Raw genomic sequence first — 17,828 nt, 5'->3', positions numbered from 1 at the left:
GCCAACTCTAAGGATGGGAATTTCATGGGTCATTCAACACCACACCTTTATCAATCGGATGCTGTGTGTATCGGTTTCGGCCCTGCGGGCATCGCTCTGGCCTGCGCGCTCGAGGATGCGCGGGAAGATAACGGTCCGCTGGCGAACCTTTCTGTGCAATTTCTGGAAGCCGCGGCGGACACCCAGTGGCACAGGGAACTGCTGCTCGCCGGAACGGACATCAATCACCACGTGTTTCGCGATCTGGTCACGCCGCGCAACCCGCGCAGCCGCTTCTCGTTCGCCATGTACCTCAAGAGCAAGGACCGACTGTTCGATTTCGGTTTGCTGGGTCGTCCTGCGAGCCGCCACGAATGGTCGGATTACGTGGCCTGGGTGTCGCAGCAGGTCGACAGCGATACGCGCTTCAATTCACCGGTGACCGACATCGCTCCGGTGGTCCGTGCCGGGCGTCTTTGCGAGCTGAAAGTCGGCACGCCGGATGCCTGCTTCACCACCCGTAACATTGTGCTGTCGAGCGGCAGTGCGCCACGCATTCCGGTGATGTTCCAGGCGCTGCTGGGCCCTGCGCTGTTCCACACCTCGCAATTTCTGACCCGCCTGCAAGCCTTTGGCGAGAACCTGCCCAAGCGCTGGCTGGTGCTGGGTTCGGGGCAGAGCGCCAGCGAATCGGTGCTGGAACTGGTGACGCGTGATGCGGGCATCGAAGTGCACTCCGTGCATCGTTCTGCCGGTTTCAAACTGACCCAGCTGGGGCAGTTCCCCAACCGCGTCTTTGCGCCCGATCACGTCGACTACTTCCACAGCCTCAACCACGCAGCGCGGCATCGGTTTCTCGACTGGAGCCGCTCGACCAACTATGCAGGCATCGACCCGGACGAAAGTCAGAAGCTGTTTTCACTGATCTACGAGGACGCCATCGCCGGACGCAAACGCCTGCAGACCTACGGCTACAGCGTCGTTTCGTCCATCGGACAGGCCGGAAACGGTTATCGCGTCGAGATCACCGATACCTTCAGTCAGCGTAGCCAGGTGCTGGACGTGGACGCTGTGGTGCTGGGCACCGGTTACGAGCAATACCTGATTCCGCCATTGCTGAGCGGGCTGCAACCCTGGCTCAAGGCGGACCTGGACGGAGGGCTTCTGATCGACCGGGATTACCACGTCGCGATGGACGAAGACTGCGACGTGAACATCTGGGTCAACGGCCTTTCCGAGCGCAGTCACGGTATCAGCGACAGCCAGTCGTTTTCCCTCATGGCCCTGCGCGCCGGACGTATCGCCAATGCTCTTGAACAGGCCGTCGATTGCACGGCCGATGCACCGTTACTGGCACAGTGGAAGTGACCCTCATGTACGACACTATCTGCGACATTATTCACGACCGGACCTTTCTCAAGGTCTCGGGCCTCGGGCATGACTTTTTCCTGAAAATGGAATCGCTCAACCCGGCAGGTTCGATCAAGCTCAAGACCGCTGTAGGTCTGGTGGATGACCTGCAATCACGGGGTCTGATAGGGCCGGAGACGATTCTGATCGAATCGTCGTCGGGCAATCTCGGTGTAGCGCTGGCCATGCTCTGCGCCGAACGCGGGATTCGCTTCACCTGCGTGGTCGATCCCAACAGCTCCAACCACAACATTCGCATGATGCGCACTTATGGCGCCGAGGTCATCCGGGTCGAGACGCCGGACGAAAACGGCGGATTTCTCGGTACACGCATCGCGCTGATCCGTGAAAAAATCGGCAGCGACCCGCGCTATGTGTGGCTCAACCAGTATGAAAACGCGGCCAACCCACGAGCCCATGCACGTACCACGGCGCGTTCGATCAGCCAGCATTTCGGGCATGTCGATTACCTGTTCGTTGGCGCAGGCACAACCGGTACCCTGATGGGCTGCCTCCAGCATTTTCAGCGCCATCACCCGACCACCAAAATCATTGCCGTGGACAGTGTCGGCTCGGTGACGTTCAACACCCCGGCCAGCCGTCGCTACATTCCGGGCCTTGGCACCAGCCAGCGTCCGCCGATTTTCAATGCCGACGGTGTGCACGCGCTGGAGATGGTGCCCGAGTCGCGCACCGTGGCCATGTGCCGCATTCTGGCGCGCACCAAAGGCTTGCTGGTCGGTGGTTCGACCGCCACCGTGGCGGCGGCGGTTCACGCATGGCGCGACCGCATCGAACCCGGTTCGGTGGTGGTGGCCTTGTCGCCGGACTGGGGTGAGCGCTATCTGGACACGCTGTATGACGACCTGTGGGTCGAGCGGCATTTCGGCAGCGATGTGCTGAACATGACCTTGGCAGACATGCCGGTCATGCCGCACTGGACCACGTACCTGGCGGCCGAACGCTCGCGCCAGGCTCCGTTCCATGTGATCGACGGTGAAGTGGTTGCGCGGCTGCTGGCGGCGGATCCTCAAGCGTGCATTGATGACGTCGAGAACGCTTATCTGGCCCATGAAGCAGGCCGGACGATCAACCCCGACAGTTACTTTCTGAGGTTTCCCGAAGCACCGGCCAACCGCATCATCGCGCTGCCCGCCAGTTTGTGCGGGGAACAGCCGGTCAGTGGGATCAAGTGGATTTCCAGCTTCCCCGGCAATACAGAGTCGGGTCTGCAACGTGCTTCGGCAGTGTTGATCCTCAACGATCCGCAGACCGGCTATGCCTTCGCCTGCCTGGAGGCGTCGCGGATCAGCGCCATGCGCACCGCCGCCTCGGCAGTGTTGGGTGCGCGCTGGATGAATCGTCATCACAAACATGCCCGGCGCATGGCGTTCATTGGTGCTGGCTTCATTGCGCGCAGCATTCTGGACATGTTCGTCAGCGACGGCTGGACCCTGGATACGGTGAGTGTGTTCGATCAGCACGCCGATTCGGCACGAGCGCTGGTCGATCACGCCACGACTCGGCACCGGTTGGTCGGTGAGCTGGCCGATCTGGACGACAGCCTGCAGGCGGATGTGGTGGTGTTCGCTACCACTGCGCCGAGTCCTTATGTCCTGAAGCCTGCATTCCGGCCGGGTCAGTTGGTGTTGAACATCTCGTTGCGTGATCTGGGACCGGAGGTGATTGCCTGCGCCAACAACATTCTGGATGACGTCGAGCATTGCCTGAAAGCCCGGACCTCGCCTGACCTGGCGGTGCAGCAGTATCAGGACCGTTCGTTCATTACCGGCACGCTGGCGCAACTGATGACCGGGCAAGTGGAGCTGAGCCCGGATCGGGCATCAATCTTCTCGCCGTTCGGCCTGGGGGTGCTCGACCTGGCTGTGGGGCAGCGGATTTACGGGCAGGCCGTGGCCGAGGGCAGCGCCTTGCCGGTGCCGCAGTTCTTCTTCGAATCCAACCGCTGGTGACCGGTATGCAGACACGTTCTCTTGACCGGGCCGAACGGCGTGCCCGGCAGTTCGGACCTGAGCCGCGTTCGATCGCGATCATCGGCATGGGCTCGCGCGGCCTCGGTGTTCTGGAACAGTTGATCGGTTTGAGTCGCAAGGCGCGTGCGCAACGGCTGCACATCGAGGTGTTCGATCCCCAAGCACCGGGCGGCGGCCTGCACCTGGCCGAGCAGCCCGATTACCTGATGCTCAATACCATGGCGGGCCAGTTGTCGGCGTTCTCATCGGCCTTTCCAGTCGGTGAACCTGCAGGCTGGAGCTTTTTGCAATGGTGCGAGGCCAAGGCTGTCAGGCTCGATGAGCGCGGCCATGTCAGTACGGATGGGCAGGGCAGGCCGGTGGCGTTCGGCGACTTTGTGCCGCGCAAACTGCTGGGGCGTTATTTGCAGGACAGCTACCGTTTTCTGCTGCAGCAGTGCCCGGCGCATGTCGAAGTGCGCCATCACGCCGAGGTGGTCACGGGTTGTCGTGAGCTGGGTGTGGGTGCAGGTTTTTGCCTGCAGACATCGGCTCGCGAGCTGGAAGTAGATGCGGTGTTGCTGACCTGTGGGCATTCTTTCGCGGAAGATGCGCCACCTGCCGTCGGCGAGTCGGTGTTGATCGAAGGGCTGGGCCTGACGGCAATGGACACCCTCGCGCAGCTCACTCAGGGGCGCGGCGGGCGCTACGTTTCTGATCCGGGCCTAGCGGGCTGGCGCTACCTGCCGTCCGGGCTGGAGCCGAGGATAGGGCTGTACTCTCGCTCCGGGCTGCCATTTCACGCCCGGCCCCAGTGGCATCCTTCTGCCCATGCTGTGCTGCCGAGAACGTTTTTCACCGCTGAAGCCATTGCCGGTCTTCGCCGGCAGCGTACGACCGGACAGCTTGATTTCGAGCGTGATGTGCTGCCGCTGATCAAGGACGAAATGCGCGCCCTGTTCTGGCAGGCCAAAGTCCGGCTCGACGCGCCTCGTGAATTGCCGGCACTGCAGCTGACGCTTCGTCATGCGACGGGTCAGGCATCGCACCCCAGGTTGTTCAAGGCGCTGGCCGAGCAGTGGGGCGAGTTCGAACCCGAGCAGTGGCTGGTCACCGAGCGCTGGTCCGGCACTGATGAATCCTATGCGCAGTGGTTCGAACGCTGGATCAAGCGTGAGCTGGCGCTGAGCCGTCTGGGCACCGTGAACAGTCCGATTCGTCAGGCGCTGGAAGTCTGGCGTGATTATCGCGACCTGCTGCGGCGTGTGGCGGATCGCGGCGGCCTCAGCGAAGCGTCGACACTGGCGTTTTATGAAAAATGGGCCGGTCTGTCGAATCGACTGGTCGGCGGCCCGCAGAAAGAGCGTTACGAAGACCTGCTGGCGCTGATCCAGGCGGGTGTCGTCACCGTCCTGCCACCCATGGAGGATGCCTCCGGCTCGTCGGTGCCGTTCGACACGCTGATCCGGGCCCGAGTGGCGCACCGCGGTCTTTGCGCCAGTCGTGATCCGCTGCTGAACGACTTGCTGCGTCAGGGCCTCGTCCGCCCGGCTCATGCGTACCCGGCCGACGGTGTGGAGACGGACCTTTCCGGGCGTGCCTTACGTGCCGACGGCAGCGTTCATCCACGCCTTTGGGCGCTGGGGCCGATCGTCGAAGGCTGCACCTTCTACAACCACTACGTGCCCACGCCAGACCCGACCTGCCGTGCGCTGATCGAGGCGCGGCAGGCTGCCGAGACATGCCTTGATGCGCTCTCGGCCGGTCGCTTCGACTCCCGTTCCATCACCTCTTTTTCAACCCTCTAAAAGGAATTGGTTACATGTACGAGATCACTCTGCTGACGGCGCTCGCCGGTGCTTTCATTGTTCTGATCATCAGTCCCGGCCCGAACTTTCTGGTCATCACCCAATTATCGTTCAGCCAGTCCCGGCAACAAGGCATCTGCGCCGGGCTGGGCGTCGCCTCGGGCAGCATCCTTTGGGCGTTATTGGCCGCCACTGGCCTGGGCCTGATCTTTCAGCAACTGCCCTGGCTGCAACCGGCCTTGCAACTGCTGGGCGGGGCATACCTGACCTGGCTGGGCACCAAGAGCCTGCGCAGCGCGGGCAGCCAGCCCAAACCCCGAGACATTGGCGCGCTGGGCATTGGCAGCCTCAGCCGTGCCTACCGTTTCGGCCTGTTCACCAACCTGACCAACCCCAAGGCATTGGCGTTCTACACCAGCGTGTTTACCACCGTGACGACGCCGGGGATGCCAATGTGGGTACGCACGGCCGGGGTGTCGATCATTGCCATTCTCGCCATCTCCTGGTTCGTGCTGCTGGCCACGCTGTTCTCGATCCCGGCGGTGCAGGCCCGTTATCAACGCATGAAAAAGGTCATCGACATCGTGACCGGGCTTTTCATGATCGCGTTCGGCATTCGCCTGCTGATAGGCCTGCTGCCGTCCGGTCTGATCAACTGATTTCAAGGAACGACACCATGTACAACAATGATTGGCATTACCCGACATCCATTCGCGCAGGCGTCGGGCGCGCCGCCGAGCTGGCCGATGCCTGCCGTGTGACAGGCATCAAACGTCCACTGCTGATCACTGATCAGTTTCTGGGCAGCACCGACATGATCCACAGCGCCGTCGAGGATTGCCGTCAGCGGTTGGGGCATTGCGGTCTGTTCGACCGGGTCAAGGGCAATCCCACCGGCACCAACGTCGCTGACGGGCTGCAAGCCTATAAATCGGGCGATCACGACGGTGTGATCGCTTTCGGCGGCGGCTCGGCACTGGACGCTGCCAAGGCGGTTGCACTGATGTCAGGGCAAGTCCGTCCGTTGTGGGACTTCGAGGACATCGGTCAGAATCATCTGCGCGCCAACCCGTCGGGCATCGCTCCGGTCATTGCGCTGCCGACCACGGCGGGTACCGGCTCGGAAGTGGGAAGGGCATCGGTGATCACGGATGAACAGGCCAGGGTCAAACGCACCATCCTGCACATCCGCATGATGCCGCGCATCGCGATTCTGGACGCCAACCTGACGCTGGACTTGCCCAGACACCTGACCGCTGCGACCGGTGCCGACGCGTTGACCCACTGCATGGAGTCCTGGTGTTCGCCGGTCTGGCATCCGATGGCTGAAGCGGTGTCGGTGAAGGGCATGCAGATGATCAGGGCGTATCTGCCTCGCGTCGTCGAGGACGGGCGGGATCTGGAGGCGCGACAACAGATGCTGGTGGCTTCCAGCCTTGGCGCGGCAGCGTTTCAGCGGGGATTGGGCGGTGTGCATGCCATCGCGCAGAGCCTGGGTGCGCTGTATGACCAGCATCATGGCTTGCTCAACGCCATTCTGCTGCCGTATGTGCTGGAGGCCAACAGGCCTGCCTTGTTGCAGCAAATGGACGACCTGGCGATTTACCTGCGTTTGCCCAGACCCGGTTTCAGCGGCGTGATGGACTGGGTACTGAACCTGCGCGAGCAGATCGGTATTCCCCACACGCTGGCTGATATCGGCATTCATGATCAGGACGCCGAGCTGGTGGGGCGGATGGCGTTTGTGGACGGATGCTCGCACACCAACCCGATTCGCCATTCGGCCGAGGCCTACGCCGGGATATTCAGGCAAGCGGTCAGGGGGCAGTGATTCATGGTGCAGGTGGATGAACCGACGGTTCAGCGTCTCGGCCAGGTGTGGCAAGGCTGGGTGGATTCGGGGCGGATCGTTGGCGGCGTGCTGCTGGTGGCGCAGGGCGGCGTGCTGCGCTACGTCAGCGCGCGTGGCTGGGCTGATCGGGAGCGGCGCGTGAGTGTCACTCGCGATACACGTTTTCGCCTGGCATCGCTGACAAAACTGCTGACGTCGGTGACTGTGCTGCGGCTTTGCGAGCAAGGCATCGTGCGTCTGGATGCGCCGGTAACGGACTGGCTGCAAGCGTTTCGACCCTGTCTGCGGGATGGCCGGGAACCGTTCATCACCCTCCGCCATCTGCTGTCGCACACCTCCGGGCTCGGCTATGGGTTCGAACAGCCGCGCGGCAACGCCTACGAGATGGCCGGCGTGTCAGACGGGCTGAACCGTGTGGCGTTTGATCTGCAGGAAAACCTGAGTCGTCTGGCGAAGCTGCCTTTGCTGTTCGAACCCGGCACCGCTTGGGGATATTCGCTGGCGAGCGACGTTTTGGGTGCGGTGATCGAGCAAAGCACTGGCCGTGCGTTGTCGCAGGTTATCGGCGAGCAGGTCACCCAGCCTCTGGGCATGGCGTCGACCTCGTTCAGGCAGGATCAGGGTCGGCTGGCGCGTGCCTATAAAGACGGTGCTGACGTTCCCGAGCGTATCGGTCATGACGATGTGCTGGTGCTTGAGCATGGACTGGCCAAAGTGTCTTCGGGCCGGGTCTACGATGCGCAGGCCTATGAATCGGGTGGCGCAGGCATGCTGGGTACGGCCGACGATTACCTGAAACTGCTGGAATGCCTGCGTCTGGGCGGGTCGCCATTGTTGACCCCGGCCAGTACGGAGGCGTTGCTGGGCAACGCCATCGGCAAGCTGACCCTCAAGGGCAGGGGCGCTGGCTGGACGTTCGGGCTGGGGCCGGTGATCCTCGCTGATCCGCAGGCTGCCGGGCAGCGACAGGGTGCTGGCACCTGGTCATGGTGTGGTGTGTACGGCAGTCATTACTGGGTCGATCCGGTTTCTGACATCAGTCTGGTTGTACTGACCAATACCGCCGTGGCAGGTGCCTGGGGCAGCTTTGCGGATGCGTTGGTTGAAGCGGTGTATTCATGAAGGGATGCTGATCGTGTCGATGCCGAGCGTCGGCACGATCAGTGCCCGTCACACCCGCGCAAACTGCTTGCGGTAGCTGCTCGGGCTGACGCCCACCAGATTGCGAAAGTGCCTTCGGAACGACTCCTCGGAGCCGAAGCCGGTTCTGTCCACCACCTCGTTCAACCGCAACTTCGACGATTCCAGCAACTCCTTGGCATAAGCCACGCGCTCACTCAGCAACCAGTCGTAAGGCGTGAGCCCGGTGCTTTCCATGAAACTGCGGTGCAGGGTGCGGGTACTCACTGCGGCGCGGGAAGCCATTTCCTTGATGGTGTGCGGCCGGTTCAGGTCGCTGCGGATCCAGTCCATCAGGTTGGAAATCGGCCCGTCGCTGGCCGACACCAGTTGCCGCGAAGCGTACTGGGATTGACCGCCTTCACGGTGGGGCGGGATCACCATGCGCTGCGCCACCATATTGGCCACACGCGAGCCGTGATCGTTGCGCACCAGATGCAGCATCATGTCCAGTCCTGCCGCAGACCCTGCGGCGGTAACGATGTTGCCCTGATCGACATACAGCTCGTTGGGCTGAATGGTCAGTTCCGGATACATGGTCGCCAGCAAATCGGTGTAACGCCAGTGAGTCGTGACCCTGTGGCCGTCGAGCAATCCCGCAGCCGCCAGCACGAACGCGCCGGTACAGATCGAGCAGATGCGCGCGCCACGCGCATGGGCAGCCTGAAGCTGCTCGATCAGGCGCTGCGGCACCTTTGATTCGACTCCGCGCCAGCCGGGCACGATGATGGTATCGGCGTTTTCCAGCAGCACGTCGCCAGGCGTCGGCACGATGGTAATGCCCCCGGCAGCCGTGATCGGCCCGTCATCTACCGGGAATGTCGCGAATTCATACCAGCTCACACCCAGTTCGGGCCGCTTGAGGGCGAACACTTCGACCGTGCAGCCGAATTCGAAGGTACAGAGCTGGTTATAGATCAAGGCGACAACGAGATGATTTTTCATGGCGCGATGTTACCGGATATTGGCATTTCGGACAGTGGTTCGTGCTGATGCTACTGGGTAATCTGGAGCCTGTCACTCAGGTGAATCCTTAACCCTGCATGTGGTCCGGCAACCGGACCCAGGAGCCATTTCGTGTCCCTCAATATCGGTATCTACGTGTACGACGACGTCGAAGTTCTCGACTTCGCGGGCCCCTACGAAGTGTTCACCACCGCTACTCGAATGCATGCGCGCAACAGTCGTGATGACAAGCCGCTGTTCACTGTCTTCACCATCGGCCGCAGCACTGCCCCTGTGCGTGCGCGTGCAGGTCTGAAGGTCGACCCGGATTTCTCGATCAATGATCACCCGGCCATGGACTGCCTGATCGTGCCGGGTGGCGTGGTCAACGCCGAGCTGGAAAAGCCGGACGTCATTCGCTGGATCAGCGATCAGTCGGAACCGGGCCGTGTCGTCGCGGCCGTGTGCACCGGCGCATTCATGGTCGCCAAGACCGGCAAGCTGGCGGGCAAGCAAGTCACGACGCACTGGGAAGACATCGCCGATCTCAAGGAAATGTTCCCTTCAGTGGATGTCCTCAGCACCCTGCGCTGGGTCGATGAAGGTTCGTTCGTGACGTCGGCGGGCATTTCCGCTGGCATTGACATGAGTCTGCATCTGGTTGAACGTCTGCACAGCCGCGAACTGGCCGAGCGCACTGCGCTGCAACTGGACTTCGACTGGACCGAGAACGACTGAATCAACGTCCATCGCCCATCGCGATCTGTACCGCTTTCCGGATACATCGGACTCGATACTACGGGTGACTGACAGACTTTCTGCCTTGTCTGGGGTCCTGCTGTCTGGCCGTGCGCGCTGACGCGTCCGGGCAGGATCCTTTCCAGAAAATCCAGCGGTTGCATGCACCCCCGACTGACCGATCTCTTTGCACTGCCGATAAGCGTGCACAGGGGCATGTCATCGGGGGTTCCTGTTTTTCCGACTTTTCCGTCAGCGCCAGGTCGCGTCTACCATCGCTTTATCCAGAGTGCAGGACAGATGAAAACCCATTTCTTCAAAATCGTTCAAACCGTTGCCCAGCACGGTTCGTTCTCGGAAGCTGCGGCCATTCTGGGGTGCAGCCAGTCGAACATCAGTTACGCCATCAAGGAAGTCGAAGATTTCTTCGAGAAACGCCTGTTCATCCGCAGTCGCTCGGGCTGCACACTGACGCCTGATGGAAGGGTGATTTCACAGACCCTGGGCAGCATCATGGCAACGCTTGAACAACTAAAAAAAATGGGGTGAGCGGCAGTGTAACGATCCACTACTACACGCACATTCAAGAGACCAGCCTTGGCACTTCGCTGGATTTTCTCGCCCGGCATTACCCTGACATTCACCTCAATGTGCTGCACGGCAGCGAACAGAATCCGTCGCTGGAGCCGTTGATAAAGGAAGCAGCCGATATCCTGATTCTGCCCAGTACCGTTCTGGGCGAACACCACATCGAGCATCATCACTGGTCCGATCACTACGTTTTGGTGACCGCCAAGGGCAAGCTTTCGCAGACCCGCACGTTCACCGAACTGTCTCAGACCTCACGCTATGTCGCCTGGCGGCATCCCGGTGTGGACCGATTGCATCAGCAACTGGCATCCGCGCAGGTCCGGCTCAGTCATCGCGGTGAACTCAGTTGTCTGGAAACCCTGCTGGACCTGATCGCCCGTCAGCACTGCATCTCGATTCTGCCCAGCGCCCTGGTCAATGGGCATACGCGAGAAGTGGAGCAGGTGCCGTTGCCCGGAGCGATCTTGCGTCACATCAGTGTCGTGGCTCGTCCGACTTCGCTGCTTTCCAATGCCGCCAATGCGGTTATCCAGGCGTTGAAGAAGCCGCGTGTGCTGGCGGTTCAGCGGTATTGAGCATGCACTGGGCTGTGGAAATTACAGCCCGTCGGCAAGTGACTCTGTGTTTCACGCAGTGAAGCCCTTGTCTCGTGAAAGCTACAGCCTGATGCAACGAATTGTCCCCAAAGGGCTCATACCCATAGTTAATACATTCGGGACGCTTGTTCGCAAGCGTCCAACGCCGCCGATTCGAGAGGAAGACTGGACGCTATGACGATACCGGACAAGCAGTATGTGGACTGGCTGGTCGAGCAATCGATGCTGAACGCTGCCAGGCAGCGCGCCAAGACCTACTCGGGGCAGGGAAGACTCTGGCAGCGGCCTTTCGCACAGGCCCGTCCACGGGACGCATCCGCCATTTCTTCGGTCTGGTTCACCGCGTATCCCGCTTCGATCGTCACCCGTGAAGGCTGCTCGGTACTTGAGGCGCTGGGCGATGAGACGCTGTGGCATGCCTTGTCGGAAATCGGCATTCAGGGCATCCACAACGGCCCGCTCAAATTGTCAGGTGGTTTGCAGGGGCGTACCCGCACGCCCAGCATCGACGGCAATTTCGACCGCATCAGCTTCACCATCGATCCCGAACTGGGGACTGACGCCCAGCTGTTGAGCCTGACGCGCATCGCGGCCGCGCACAATGCGGTCATCATCGATGACGTGATTCCGTCGCACACAGGCAAGGGAGCCGACTTCAGGCTGGCCGAGCTGGCCTATGAGGACTATCCCGGCCTTTATCACATGGTCGAGATCCGCGAAGAGGACTGGCAGTTGTTGCCTGACGTCCCGGCGGGCCGCGATGCGGTCAACCTGACGCCTGACGTGGTCGATCAGTTGCGGGACAAGCATTACATCGTGGGTCAGCTGCAACGGGTGATTTTCTTCGAGCCGGGCGTCAAGGAAACCGACTGGAGTGCCACCGATGTGGTGCAAGGCGTCGATGGCAAGGCCCGGCGCTGGGTGTACCTGCATTACTTCAAGGAAGGCCAGCCTTCCCTGAACTGGCTGGACCCCAGTTTCGCCGCGCAGCAGATGATCATCGGCGATGCGTTGCACGCCATCGACGTGTCTGGCGCACGCGTGCTGCGACTGGATGCCAACGGCTTCCTTGGCGTTGAGCGTCGAGCCGAAGGCGCCGCCTGGTCGGAAGGTCATCCCTTGTCGATCACCGGCAACCAGTTATTGGCCGGTGCGATCCGCAAGGCCGGCGGTTTCAGCTTCCAGGAACTCAACCTGACGCTGGACGACATTGCATCCATGGGCAATGGCGGTGCAGACCTTTCCTACGACTTCATCACCCGTCCGGCCTATCAGCATGCGCTGTTGACCGGCACGACCGAGTTTCTGCGACTGATGCTGCGTCAGGTCCATGCGTTCGGCATCGATCCGGCGTCGTTGATCCACGCGCTGCAGAACCATGATGAACTGACACTGGAGCTGGTTCACTTCTGGACGCTGCACGCCCACGACACCTATCACTATCAGGGCCAGACCTTTCCCGGCAACATTCTGCGCGAGCATATCCGCGAAGAGATGTACGAGCGGCTGACCGGCGAGCACGCGCCTTACAACCTGAAGTTCGTCACCAATGGCGTGTCATGCACCACGGCGAGCATCATCACCGCCGCACTGGGCATTCGCGACCTGAGCGCGATTACCGATGCGGACATTCAGCAGATCCAGCACATTCACTTGCTGCTGGTGATGTACAACGCGATGCAGCCTGGCGTGTTCGCCCTGTCTGGCTGGGATCTGGTGGGCGCTCTGACCTTGCCGGCCGAGCAGGTTCAGCACCTGATGCAGGATGGCGATACCCGCTGGATCCACCGTGGCGCATACGACCTGGCCGATCTCGACCCGGAAGCGGAGTTGTCGGAAGGCGGCATGCCGCGCGCGCAGTCGTTGTACGGCAGCCTGGTCAGTCAGCTCAAGCGCCCTGACTCGTTCGCTTCGCAGCTCAAGAAGATTCTGGCCGTTCGTCGCGCGTACGACATTGCTGCCAGCCGCCAGATCCTGATTCCTGATGTACAGCATCCCGGTTTGCTGGTGATGGTGCACGAGTTGCCAGCAGGCAAGGGCACGCAGATCACGGCACTCAACTTCAGCGCCGAGACCATCGTCGAAACGCTGCACCTGCCCGACATTGCACCAGGGCCTGTGGTGGATATCATCAATGAGCGCGTGGAAGGTGACCTGACCGAGCAGGGTGAGTTCACCATCACGCTGGACGCTTATGAGGGGCTGGCACTGAGGGTGGTGAGTACCTTGCCGATGATCTGAGCATTGGGGGCGCACGCGCTCCCTTCACACTGATCGTGCCCATCGCTGCGCGTGGGCACGCATCCCGTGACGCTTCGCGTCCTGCCTCAACCGTTCTGATGTTTTTTCATTCTGTAGGCAAACTGCGCTCGGCTGAGGCCCAGCAGCCTTGATGCTGCTGCCAGGTTGCCCTGACTCTTGGCCATCGCTTCACTGATCAGGCGATGCTCAAGGTCGTCGATGGAGAAACCCTCAGGCTGGCCGAGTTTGTCCAGAAGTGTGGACGCAGGTTCTGCATCAGGCTTTGGGCCGAGCGACAATCCTCCCTCATGATTCAGCGAGTACGATTCGACCGGCATCGGCTCATTGCGAAATATGTGGATCAGGTCGATGGGCTGGCCCTCTTCGCTGGCGATCAGGCCGCGTTCGATCAGGTTCTGCAGTTCGCGCACGTTGCCGGGAAAGTCGTAGCGCAGCAGCGTTTTCAAGGCCCTCATGGTCAGCCCGGCCGGCGTGCGGCCGTATTCATGGCAAAAGCGCCCGAGAAACGCGTTGATCAGCAGCGGCACATCATCGCGGCGGTCACGCAGCGGGGGCAGGGCGATCGGGTAGACGTTCAGGCGATAGAACAGGTCTTCGCGGAAGTCGCCATGCGCCACGGCCTGGCGCAAATCGATGTTGGTTGCCGCGACCACCCGCACATTGACCTTGATGCCGTTCGCCCCGCCAACCCGCTCGATTTCACGCTCCTGAAGAGCCCGTAACAGTTTGCTCTGTCCCGCAAGGCTGAGGCAGGTGATCTCATCGAGAAACAGGGTGCCGCCATTGGCGCGCTCGAAGCGACCGGGACGCGAATGGGTGGCTCCGGTGTAGGCACCGCGCTCGACACCGAACAGCTCGGATTCGATCAGGTTGTCAGGGATCGCCGCACAGTTGAGCGCCACGAAAGGCCCGTCGCGATGGCGACTGAGCTGATGCAACTGGCGAGCGAACATTTCCTTGCCCACCCCCGATTCCCCGCTGAACAACACGGTAGCGGGGGTCATGGCAACACGTTGCAGTGCCTGGCTGGCCGCATTGAACGCAGCGCTCGCCCCAATCAGCGGATGGTCTGTGCCAGCGGAAGGTACTTCTTTCAAGGTCGCCGCAGAGGGTGCGGGTGGATGGTATGGCACGGCAGAGGAAACCACGCTCAGGTAGCTGAGGTCGCGTTCTACATCGCCCCATTGTTCGGCGGTCTTGCCGATCACTCGACAGCAGTTGTGGCCCATGCCGCGGCATTCCACTTCGCGAAAGATCACCATCTGCCCGAATAACCCGCTGACGAAACCGATGGCGTAACCTATTTCGGTCCAGCACACCGGATCCTGACCAATGCCGTGGGACGCAAGGTGCTCATCGGCTTCACAGGAGTGGTGCCAGAGGAATTCCCCTTCGTAAAACCCCGACTTCGCATCGAACTTGAAATGCAGGGTTTCTACCTTGGCCATGCCTTCAAGGGTATGCAGATGGGTGCCGGCGCGGAACACTGCGGTGGCATCGGCATGCGGCCAGCGCTCCCGGATCAGTCTGGCATCCCGTGCGCCGGACAGATAACCGGCGCGGGTAAACATGCCGCGCGCCTGTTCCAGGCCCTGACGTTCGATGATTTCCCGGCGCAAGGCGCCGAATGACGAGCTGTGCAGCAGGAGCATGCGCTGGTCGTTGAGCCAGATGCGGCCGTCGTCAGGGGAAAAGAACAGGCACCCGGTCAATTCTTCCGAGGTGGGAGACTGACTGGGGTTCGATCCGGCGCTGTCACCTTGAGGTGTAAAACGCTCGCTGGCGAAATCATGGTCGGGAAGATCGCGAAGCGGGTTAGTCATTGTTATGCCCCAGGCCGGCAGTGATCGAAATGATGAAAAGCTTAAATAGTTATAAAACATAACTTAATCAAATGAACAAGCCCGATCTAACTTGCATTCGTTCGGATGTGACGTTCGACATATCAAAGCAGGGCGCAAGCGTTGGATCCAGAGCGGTCGCGCAAAAATATGACCATTTGATGGCAAAACCGGCACAGCGCTTGCTGAGGACTGAGCACGGCGCAAGCGATCCTTACCAAGGGCGCTGCGATTACAAACATAAAAGCCGGAGTTTCACCATGTCAGTGTCTGAGCCTGTGTCTCTGCTGCAACCCGCAATCGTAGCCAACTGTATTTTCAACGGTGACTGGGTACCGTCAGCGGCGCCCTTGCGTCCGGTGATCGAGCCTGCCACCGGTGAATTGCTGATGAACACCGCCATGGCGGATGCCGCCGATATCGCAGTCGCCTGTCGTGAAGCCGCACTGGCCCAGCCAGCCTGGGCCGCGATGGGGCCTCGCGAGAAAGCGGAAATATTTTTGCTGGCCGCCGACCAGGCTGTCCGCTCGTTCGATGAATTATCGTTGTATGTGGCGCGCGAGACCGGCGGCAGCCTGCCCAAGGGTGAACATGAGGTACGTGAAGCCATCGTGTTGCTGCGTCAGGCGGCCGGGATGTTGTCTCAGGCTCATGGTCACGGGATGATGCTGCCCAGCGCGGCGGGGCGGTTGTCGTACGCGCGACGCGTACCGCATGGCGTGATCGGGATGATTTCACCGTTCAACTTTCCACTGGTCCTGTCGCTGCGCACGGTTGCGCCTGCATTGGCGGCGGGGAACGCGGTGGTGCTCAAACCGGACCCTCAGACACCGGTCAGCGGCGGTTTCCTCATTGCCCGTCTGTTCGAACAGGCCGGTCTGCCCAAGGGCCTGCTCCACGTTTTGCCCGGCGCTGCGGATGCAGGTGAGGCCCTGTGCCGCGACCCCAACGTGCAAATGATTACCTTCACCGGCTCCACTGCTGCAGGCCGCAAGGTGGGCGAGACGGCGGGGCGCAACCTCAAGAAGGTCTCGCTGGAGCTCGGCGGCAAGAACCCGTTGATCATTCTGGAAGATGCCGACCTGGACCTGGCGGCCTCTAATGCGGCGTTCGGTGCCTGGCTGCATCAGGGCCAGATCTGCATGGCGACCGGGCTGATCCTGGTCCACGAATCCATCTCCGCTGCCTTCACCCGTACGCTGGCCGACAAGGCGCGCGCCTTGACCGTCGGCAACGCCGCGCGCGGTGAGGCCGCACTGGGGCCGCTTATCAATGCTCGTCAATTACAGCGTGTGCATGCGCTGGTCAGTGAAAGCATCGAGGCCGGCGCACAACTGGAAACCGGCGGCGAATACGATGGCCTGTTCTATCGTCCGACGGTGCTCAGTCACGTGAAACCGGGTATGCGGGTGTTTGAAGAAGAAGTGTTCGGGCCTGTGGCGGTTGTCGTGTCATTCTCCACGGATGAGGAGGCGATCGAGCTGGCCAATCGCAGCGAATACGGGCTGGCGGCGGCGGTGATCTCGCCGTCGGTCGGCCGCGCGATGGCCATCGGTGACCGCCTCAAGTGCGGCTTGCTGCATATCAATGACCAGACAGTGGCGGACGAATGCATCAACTCTTTTGGCGGGCGTGGTTCATCAGGCAACGGCAGCAGCGTCGGCAGCCCATCCGACGGGGACGAGTACAGCCAATGGCAATGGGTCACGGTGAAGAATCAGGCTCCGGTCTACCCATTCTGAGTGCTGTTCACAGGCTGGGAAACACAGGCTCAACCTACAACAACAAGAGTGCACGATGATGAACCTGAACAACAAAACCCTGATCGTGACTGGCGTGTCTTCCGGTATCGGTGCCGAGGTGGCGAGGCTGGCCCGCTTCCAGGGTGCCAAAGTAATCGGTGTTGATCGCCACGAACCGCAATTGACTCTGGACAGTTTTTTTCAGGCGGATCTTGGCGATCCCGCCAGTATCGATGCGCTGATCGAAAAACTGCCCGTGCAGGTCGACGCGCTGTGCAATATCGCAGGCGTGCCGGGCACCGCCCCGTCCGAGATCGTGGCGAAGGTCAATTACCTGGGGCTGCGCCATCTGACTCAGAGCCTGCTGCCACGCATTGCACCGGGCGGCAGCATCGTGAATGTAGCTTCGGTTCTTGGTGCGCAATGGCCGGAACGCCTGGAGCTGCACAAGGCGCTGGCTGCGACCGAAAGCTATGCCGAAGGTCAGGCGTGGCTGGCGGCCAACCCGGTGGCGCAGGAGACGTGCTATCAGTACTTCAAGGAAGCACTGATTGTCTGGACGTTCCAGCAGTCGCAGGCCTGGTTTCGCGATCACTCGATACGCATCAACTGCGTGGCTCCGGGGCCTGTGTTCACACCGATTCTGGGAGATTTTGTCACCATGCTGGGTGAAGCGCGCATTGCCAGGGACGGTGCACGCATGAAACGTCCGGCCCAGGCCGATGAGGTCGCCGAGGTGATCGCATTTCTGTGTTCCGACGCGTCGCGCTGGATCAACGGCGTGAACCTGCCGGTGGATGGAGGGTTGGCCGCCACTTACGTGTAGCGCGAGTGGTTGATGTGACTCCGACGGCATGTCCGTGCTGTCGGGGGGGCTTTGAAAACAACAATAAAAAACCGAAGGAATTTCAG

At 61.1% G+C, this 17,828-nt stretch carries 14 protein-coding genes; 12 read left to right on the top strand and 2 right to left on the bottom strand.

Annotation, left to right across the window (positions count from 1 at the left end; translation table 11 throughout):
• Window positions 1-24 precede the first annotated feature (24 nt).
• The 6 genes from JTJ32_RS07005 to JTJ32_RS06980 are packed head-to-tail and all read left to right on the top strand — an operon-like array spanning window position 25 to window position 8,144.
• Window positions 25-1,347 carry a lysine N(6)-hydroxylase/L-ornithine N(5)-oxygenase family protein gene (locus JTJ32_RS07005; RefSeq protein ID WP_210041551.1) on the top strand — a complete coding sequence of 441 codons (1,323 nt, stop codon included), beginning with the start codon at window positions 25-27 and terminating at the stop codon, window positions 1,345-1,347.
• Between the two features lie 5 nt (window positions 1,348-1,352).
• Window positions 1,353-3,362 (top strand): 2,3-diaminopropionate biosynthesis protein SbnB, encoded by a 2,010-nt coding sequence (gene sbnB, locus JTJ32_RS07000; RefSeq protein WP_210041550.1) that lies wholly within the window; start codon window positions 1,353-1,355, stop codon window positions 3,360-3,362.
• 5 nt (window positions 3,363-3,367) lie between these two features.
• The gene (locus tag JTJ32_RS06995; RefSeq protein ID WP_210041549.1) at window positions 3,368-5,170 is read left to right on the top strand and encodes an FAD/NAD(P)-binding protein; all 1,803 of its coding nucleotides are present in this window, start codon (window positions 3,368-3,370) and stop codon (window positions 5,168-5,170) included.
• A gap of 14 nt (window positions 5,171-5,184) precedes the next feature.
• Window positions 5,185-5,829: a LysE family transporter gene (locus JTJ32_RS06990; RefSeq protein WP_099227606.1), complete on the top strand. Its 645-nt coding sequence runs from the start codon at window positions 5,185-5,187 to the stop codon at window positions 5,827-5,829.
• Window positions 5,830-5,846: 17 nt separating this feature from the next.
• Window positions 5,847-7,001 (top strand): iron-containing alcohol dehydrogenase, encoded by a 1,155-nt coding sequence (locus tag JTJ32_RS06985; RefSeq protein WP_210041547.1) that lies wholly within the window; start codon window positions 5,847-5,849, stop codon window positions 6,999-7,001.
• 3 nt (window positions 7,002-7,004) lie between these two features.
• Window positions 7,005-8,144, top strand: coding sequence for a serine hydrolase domain-containing protein (locus tag JTJ32_RS06980; protein ID WP_210041546.1), 1,140 nt, complete (start codon window positions 7,005-7,007; stop codon window positions 8,142-8,144).
• Window positions 8,145-8,192: 48 nt separating this feature from the next.
• Here JTJ32_RS06980 and ftrA read toward each other — a convergent pair whose 3' ends face one another.
• Entirely contained in the window at window positions 8,193-9,146 is a 954-nt protein-coding gene (ftrA, locus tag JTJ32_RS06975) for a transcriptional regulator FtrA (protein WP_210041545.1), read from the bottom strand.
• 132 nt (window positions 9,147-9,278) lie between these two features.
• On the opposite strand from ftrA, the gene JTJ32_RS06970 reads away from it, so the two are divergent.
• From JTJ32_RS06970 to treS, 4 genes are all read left to right on the top strand, one after another.
• Window positions 9,279-9,884 carry a DJ-1/PfpI family protein gene (locus JTJ32_RS06970; protein ID WP_099227602.1) on the top strand — a complete coding sequence of 202 codons (606 nt, stop codon included), beginning with the start codon at window positions 9,279-9,281 and terminating at the stop codon, window positions 9,882-9,884.
• Window positions 9,885-10,184: 300 nt separating this feature from the next.
• Window positions 10,185-10,433 (top strand): LysR family transcriptional regulator, encoded by a 249-nt coding sequence (locus tag JTJ32_RS06965; protein WP_025993605.1) that lies wholly within the window; start codon window positions 10,185-10,187, stop codon window positions 10,431-10,433.
• Window positions 10,430-11,050: a LysR family transcriptional regulator substrate-binding protein gene (locus tag JTJ32_RS06960; protein ID WP_210041544.1), complete on the top strand. Its 621-nt coding sequence runs from the start codon at window positions 10,430-10,432 to the stop codon at window positions 11,048-11,050. The genes JTJ32_RS06965 and JTJ32_RS06960 overlap by 4 nt, the downstream gene beginning before the upstream one ends.
• Before the next feature lie 195 nt (window positions 11,051-11,245).
• Window positions 11,246-13,312, top strand: a complete 2,067-nt coding sequence (gene treS, locus JTJ32_RS06955; protein ID WP_099227600.1) for a maltose alpha-D-glucosyltransferase — start codon at window positions 11,246-11,248, stop codon at window positions 13,310-13,312.
• 86 nt (window positions 13,313-13,398) lie between these two features.
• Here treS and JTJ32_RS06950 read toward each other — a convergent pair whose 3' ends face one another.
• Entirely contained in the window at window positions 13,399-15,156 is a 1,758-nt protein-coding gene (locus JTJ32_RS06950) for a sigma-54-dependent Fis family transcriptional regulator (protein WP_210041543.1), read from the bottom strand.
• A gap of 278 nt (window positions 15,157-15,434) precedes the next feature.
• Here JTJ32_RS06950 and JTJ32_RS06945 point away from each other — a divergent pair, with 278 nt between their 5' ends.
• Together JTJ32_RS06945 and JTJ32_RS06940 are read left to right on the top strand one after the other, a co-directional pair.
• Window positions 15,435-16,916 carry a benzaldehyde dehydrogenase gene (locus JTJ32_RS06945; protein WP_210041542.1) on the top strand — a complete coding sequence of 494 codons (1,482 nt, stop codon included), beginning with the start codon at window positions 15,435-15,437 and terminating at the stop codon, window positions 16,914-16,916.
• A gap of 58 nt (window positions 16,917-16,974) precedes the next feature.
• Window positions 16,975-17,742: a coniferyl-alcohol dehydrogenase gene (locus JTJ32_RS06940; protein WP_184322662.1), complete on the top strand. Its 768-nt coding sequence runs from the start codon at window positions 16,975-16,977 to the stop codon at window positions 17,740-17,742.
• Window positions 17,743-17,828 lie beyond the last annotated feature (86 nt).

Origin of the sequence: Pseudomonas alliivorans (assembly GCF_017826695.1) — a bacterium.
GTDB classification, from domain to species: Bacteria; Pseudomonadota; Gammaproteobacteria; order Pseudomonadales; family Pseudomonadaceae; genus Aquipseudomonas; species Aquipseudomonas alliivorans.
This window is presented reverse-complemented; position numbering and strand designations above follow the sequence as displayed.

What these genes read in the sequence shown, in the direction of transcription:
- JTJ32_RS07005 (WP_210041551.1), top strand. Translation starts at nt 25, where the DNA reads ATGGGTCATTCAACACCACACCTTTATCAATCGGATGCTGTGTGTATC.
- sbnB (WP_210041550.1), top strand. Translation starts at nt 1,353, where the DNA reads ATGTACGACACTATCTGCGACATTATTCACGACCGGACCTTTCTCAAG.
- JTJ32_RS06995 (WP_210041549.1), top strand. Translation starts at nt 3,368, where the DNA reads ATGCAGACACGTTCTCTTGACCGGGCCGAACGGCGTGCCCGGCAGTTC.
- JTJ32_RS06990 (WP_099227606.1), top strand. Translation starts at nt 5,185, where the DNA reads ATGTACGAGATCACTCTGCTGACGGCGCTCGCCGGTGCTTTCATTGTT.
- JTJ32_RS06985 (WP_210041547.1), top strand. Translation starts at nt 5,847, where the DNA reads ATGTACAACAATGATTGGCATTACCCGACATCCATTCGCGCAGGCGTC.
- JTJ32_RS06980 (WP_210041546.1), top strand. Translation starts at nt 7,005, where the DNA reads ATGGTGCAGGTGGATGAACCGACGGTTCAGCGTCTCGGCCAGGTGTGG.
- ftrA (WP_210041545.1), bottom strand. Translation starts at nt 9,146, where the DNA reads ATGAAAAATCATCTCGTTGTCGCCTTGATCTATAACCAGCTCTGTACC.
- JTJ32_RS06965 (WP_025993605.1), top strand. Translation starts at nt 10,185, where the DNA reads ATGAAAACCCATTTCTTCAAAATCGTTCAAACCGTTGCCCAGCACGGT.
- treS (WP_099227600.1), top strand. Translation starts at nt 11,246, where the DNA reads ATGACGATACCGGACAAGCAGTATGTGGACTGGCTGGTCGAGCAATCG.
- JTJ32_RS06950 (WP_210041543.1), bottom strand. Translation starts at nt 15,156, where the DNA reads ATGACTAACCCGCTTCGCGATCTTCCCGACCATGATTTCGCCAGCGAG.
- JTJ32_RS06945 (WP_210041542.1), top strand. Translation starts at nt 15,435, where the DNA reads ATGTCAGTGTCTGAGCCTGTGTCTCTGCTGCAACCCGCAATCGTAGCC.
- JTJ32_RS06940 (WP_184322662.1), top strand. Translation starts at nt 16,975, where the DNA reads ATGAACCTGAACAACAAAACCCTGATCGTGACTGGCGTGTCTTCCGGT.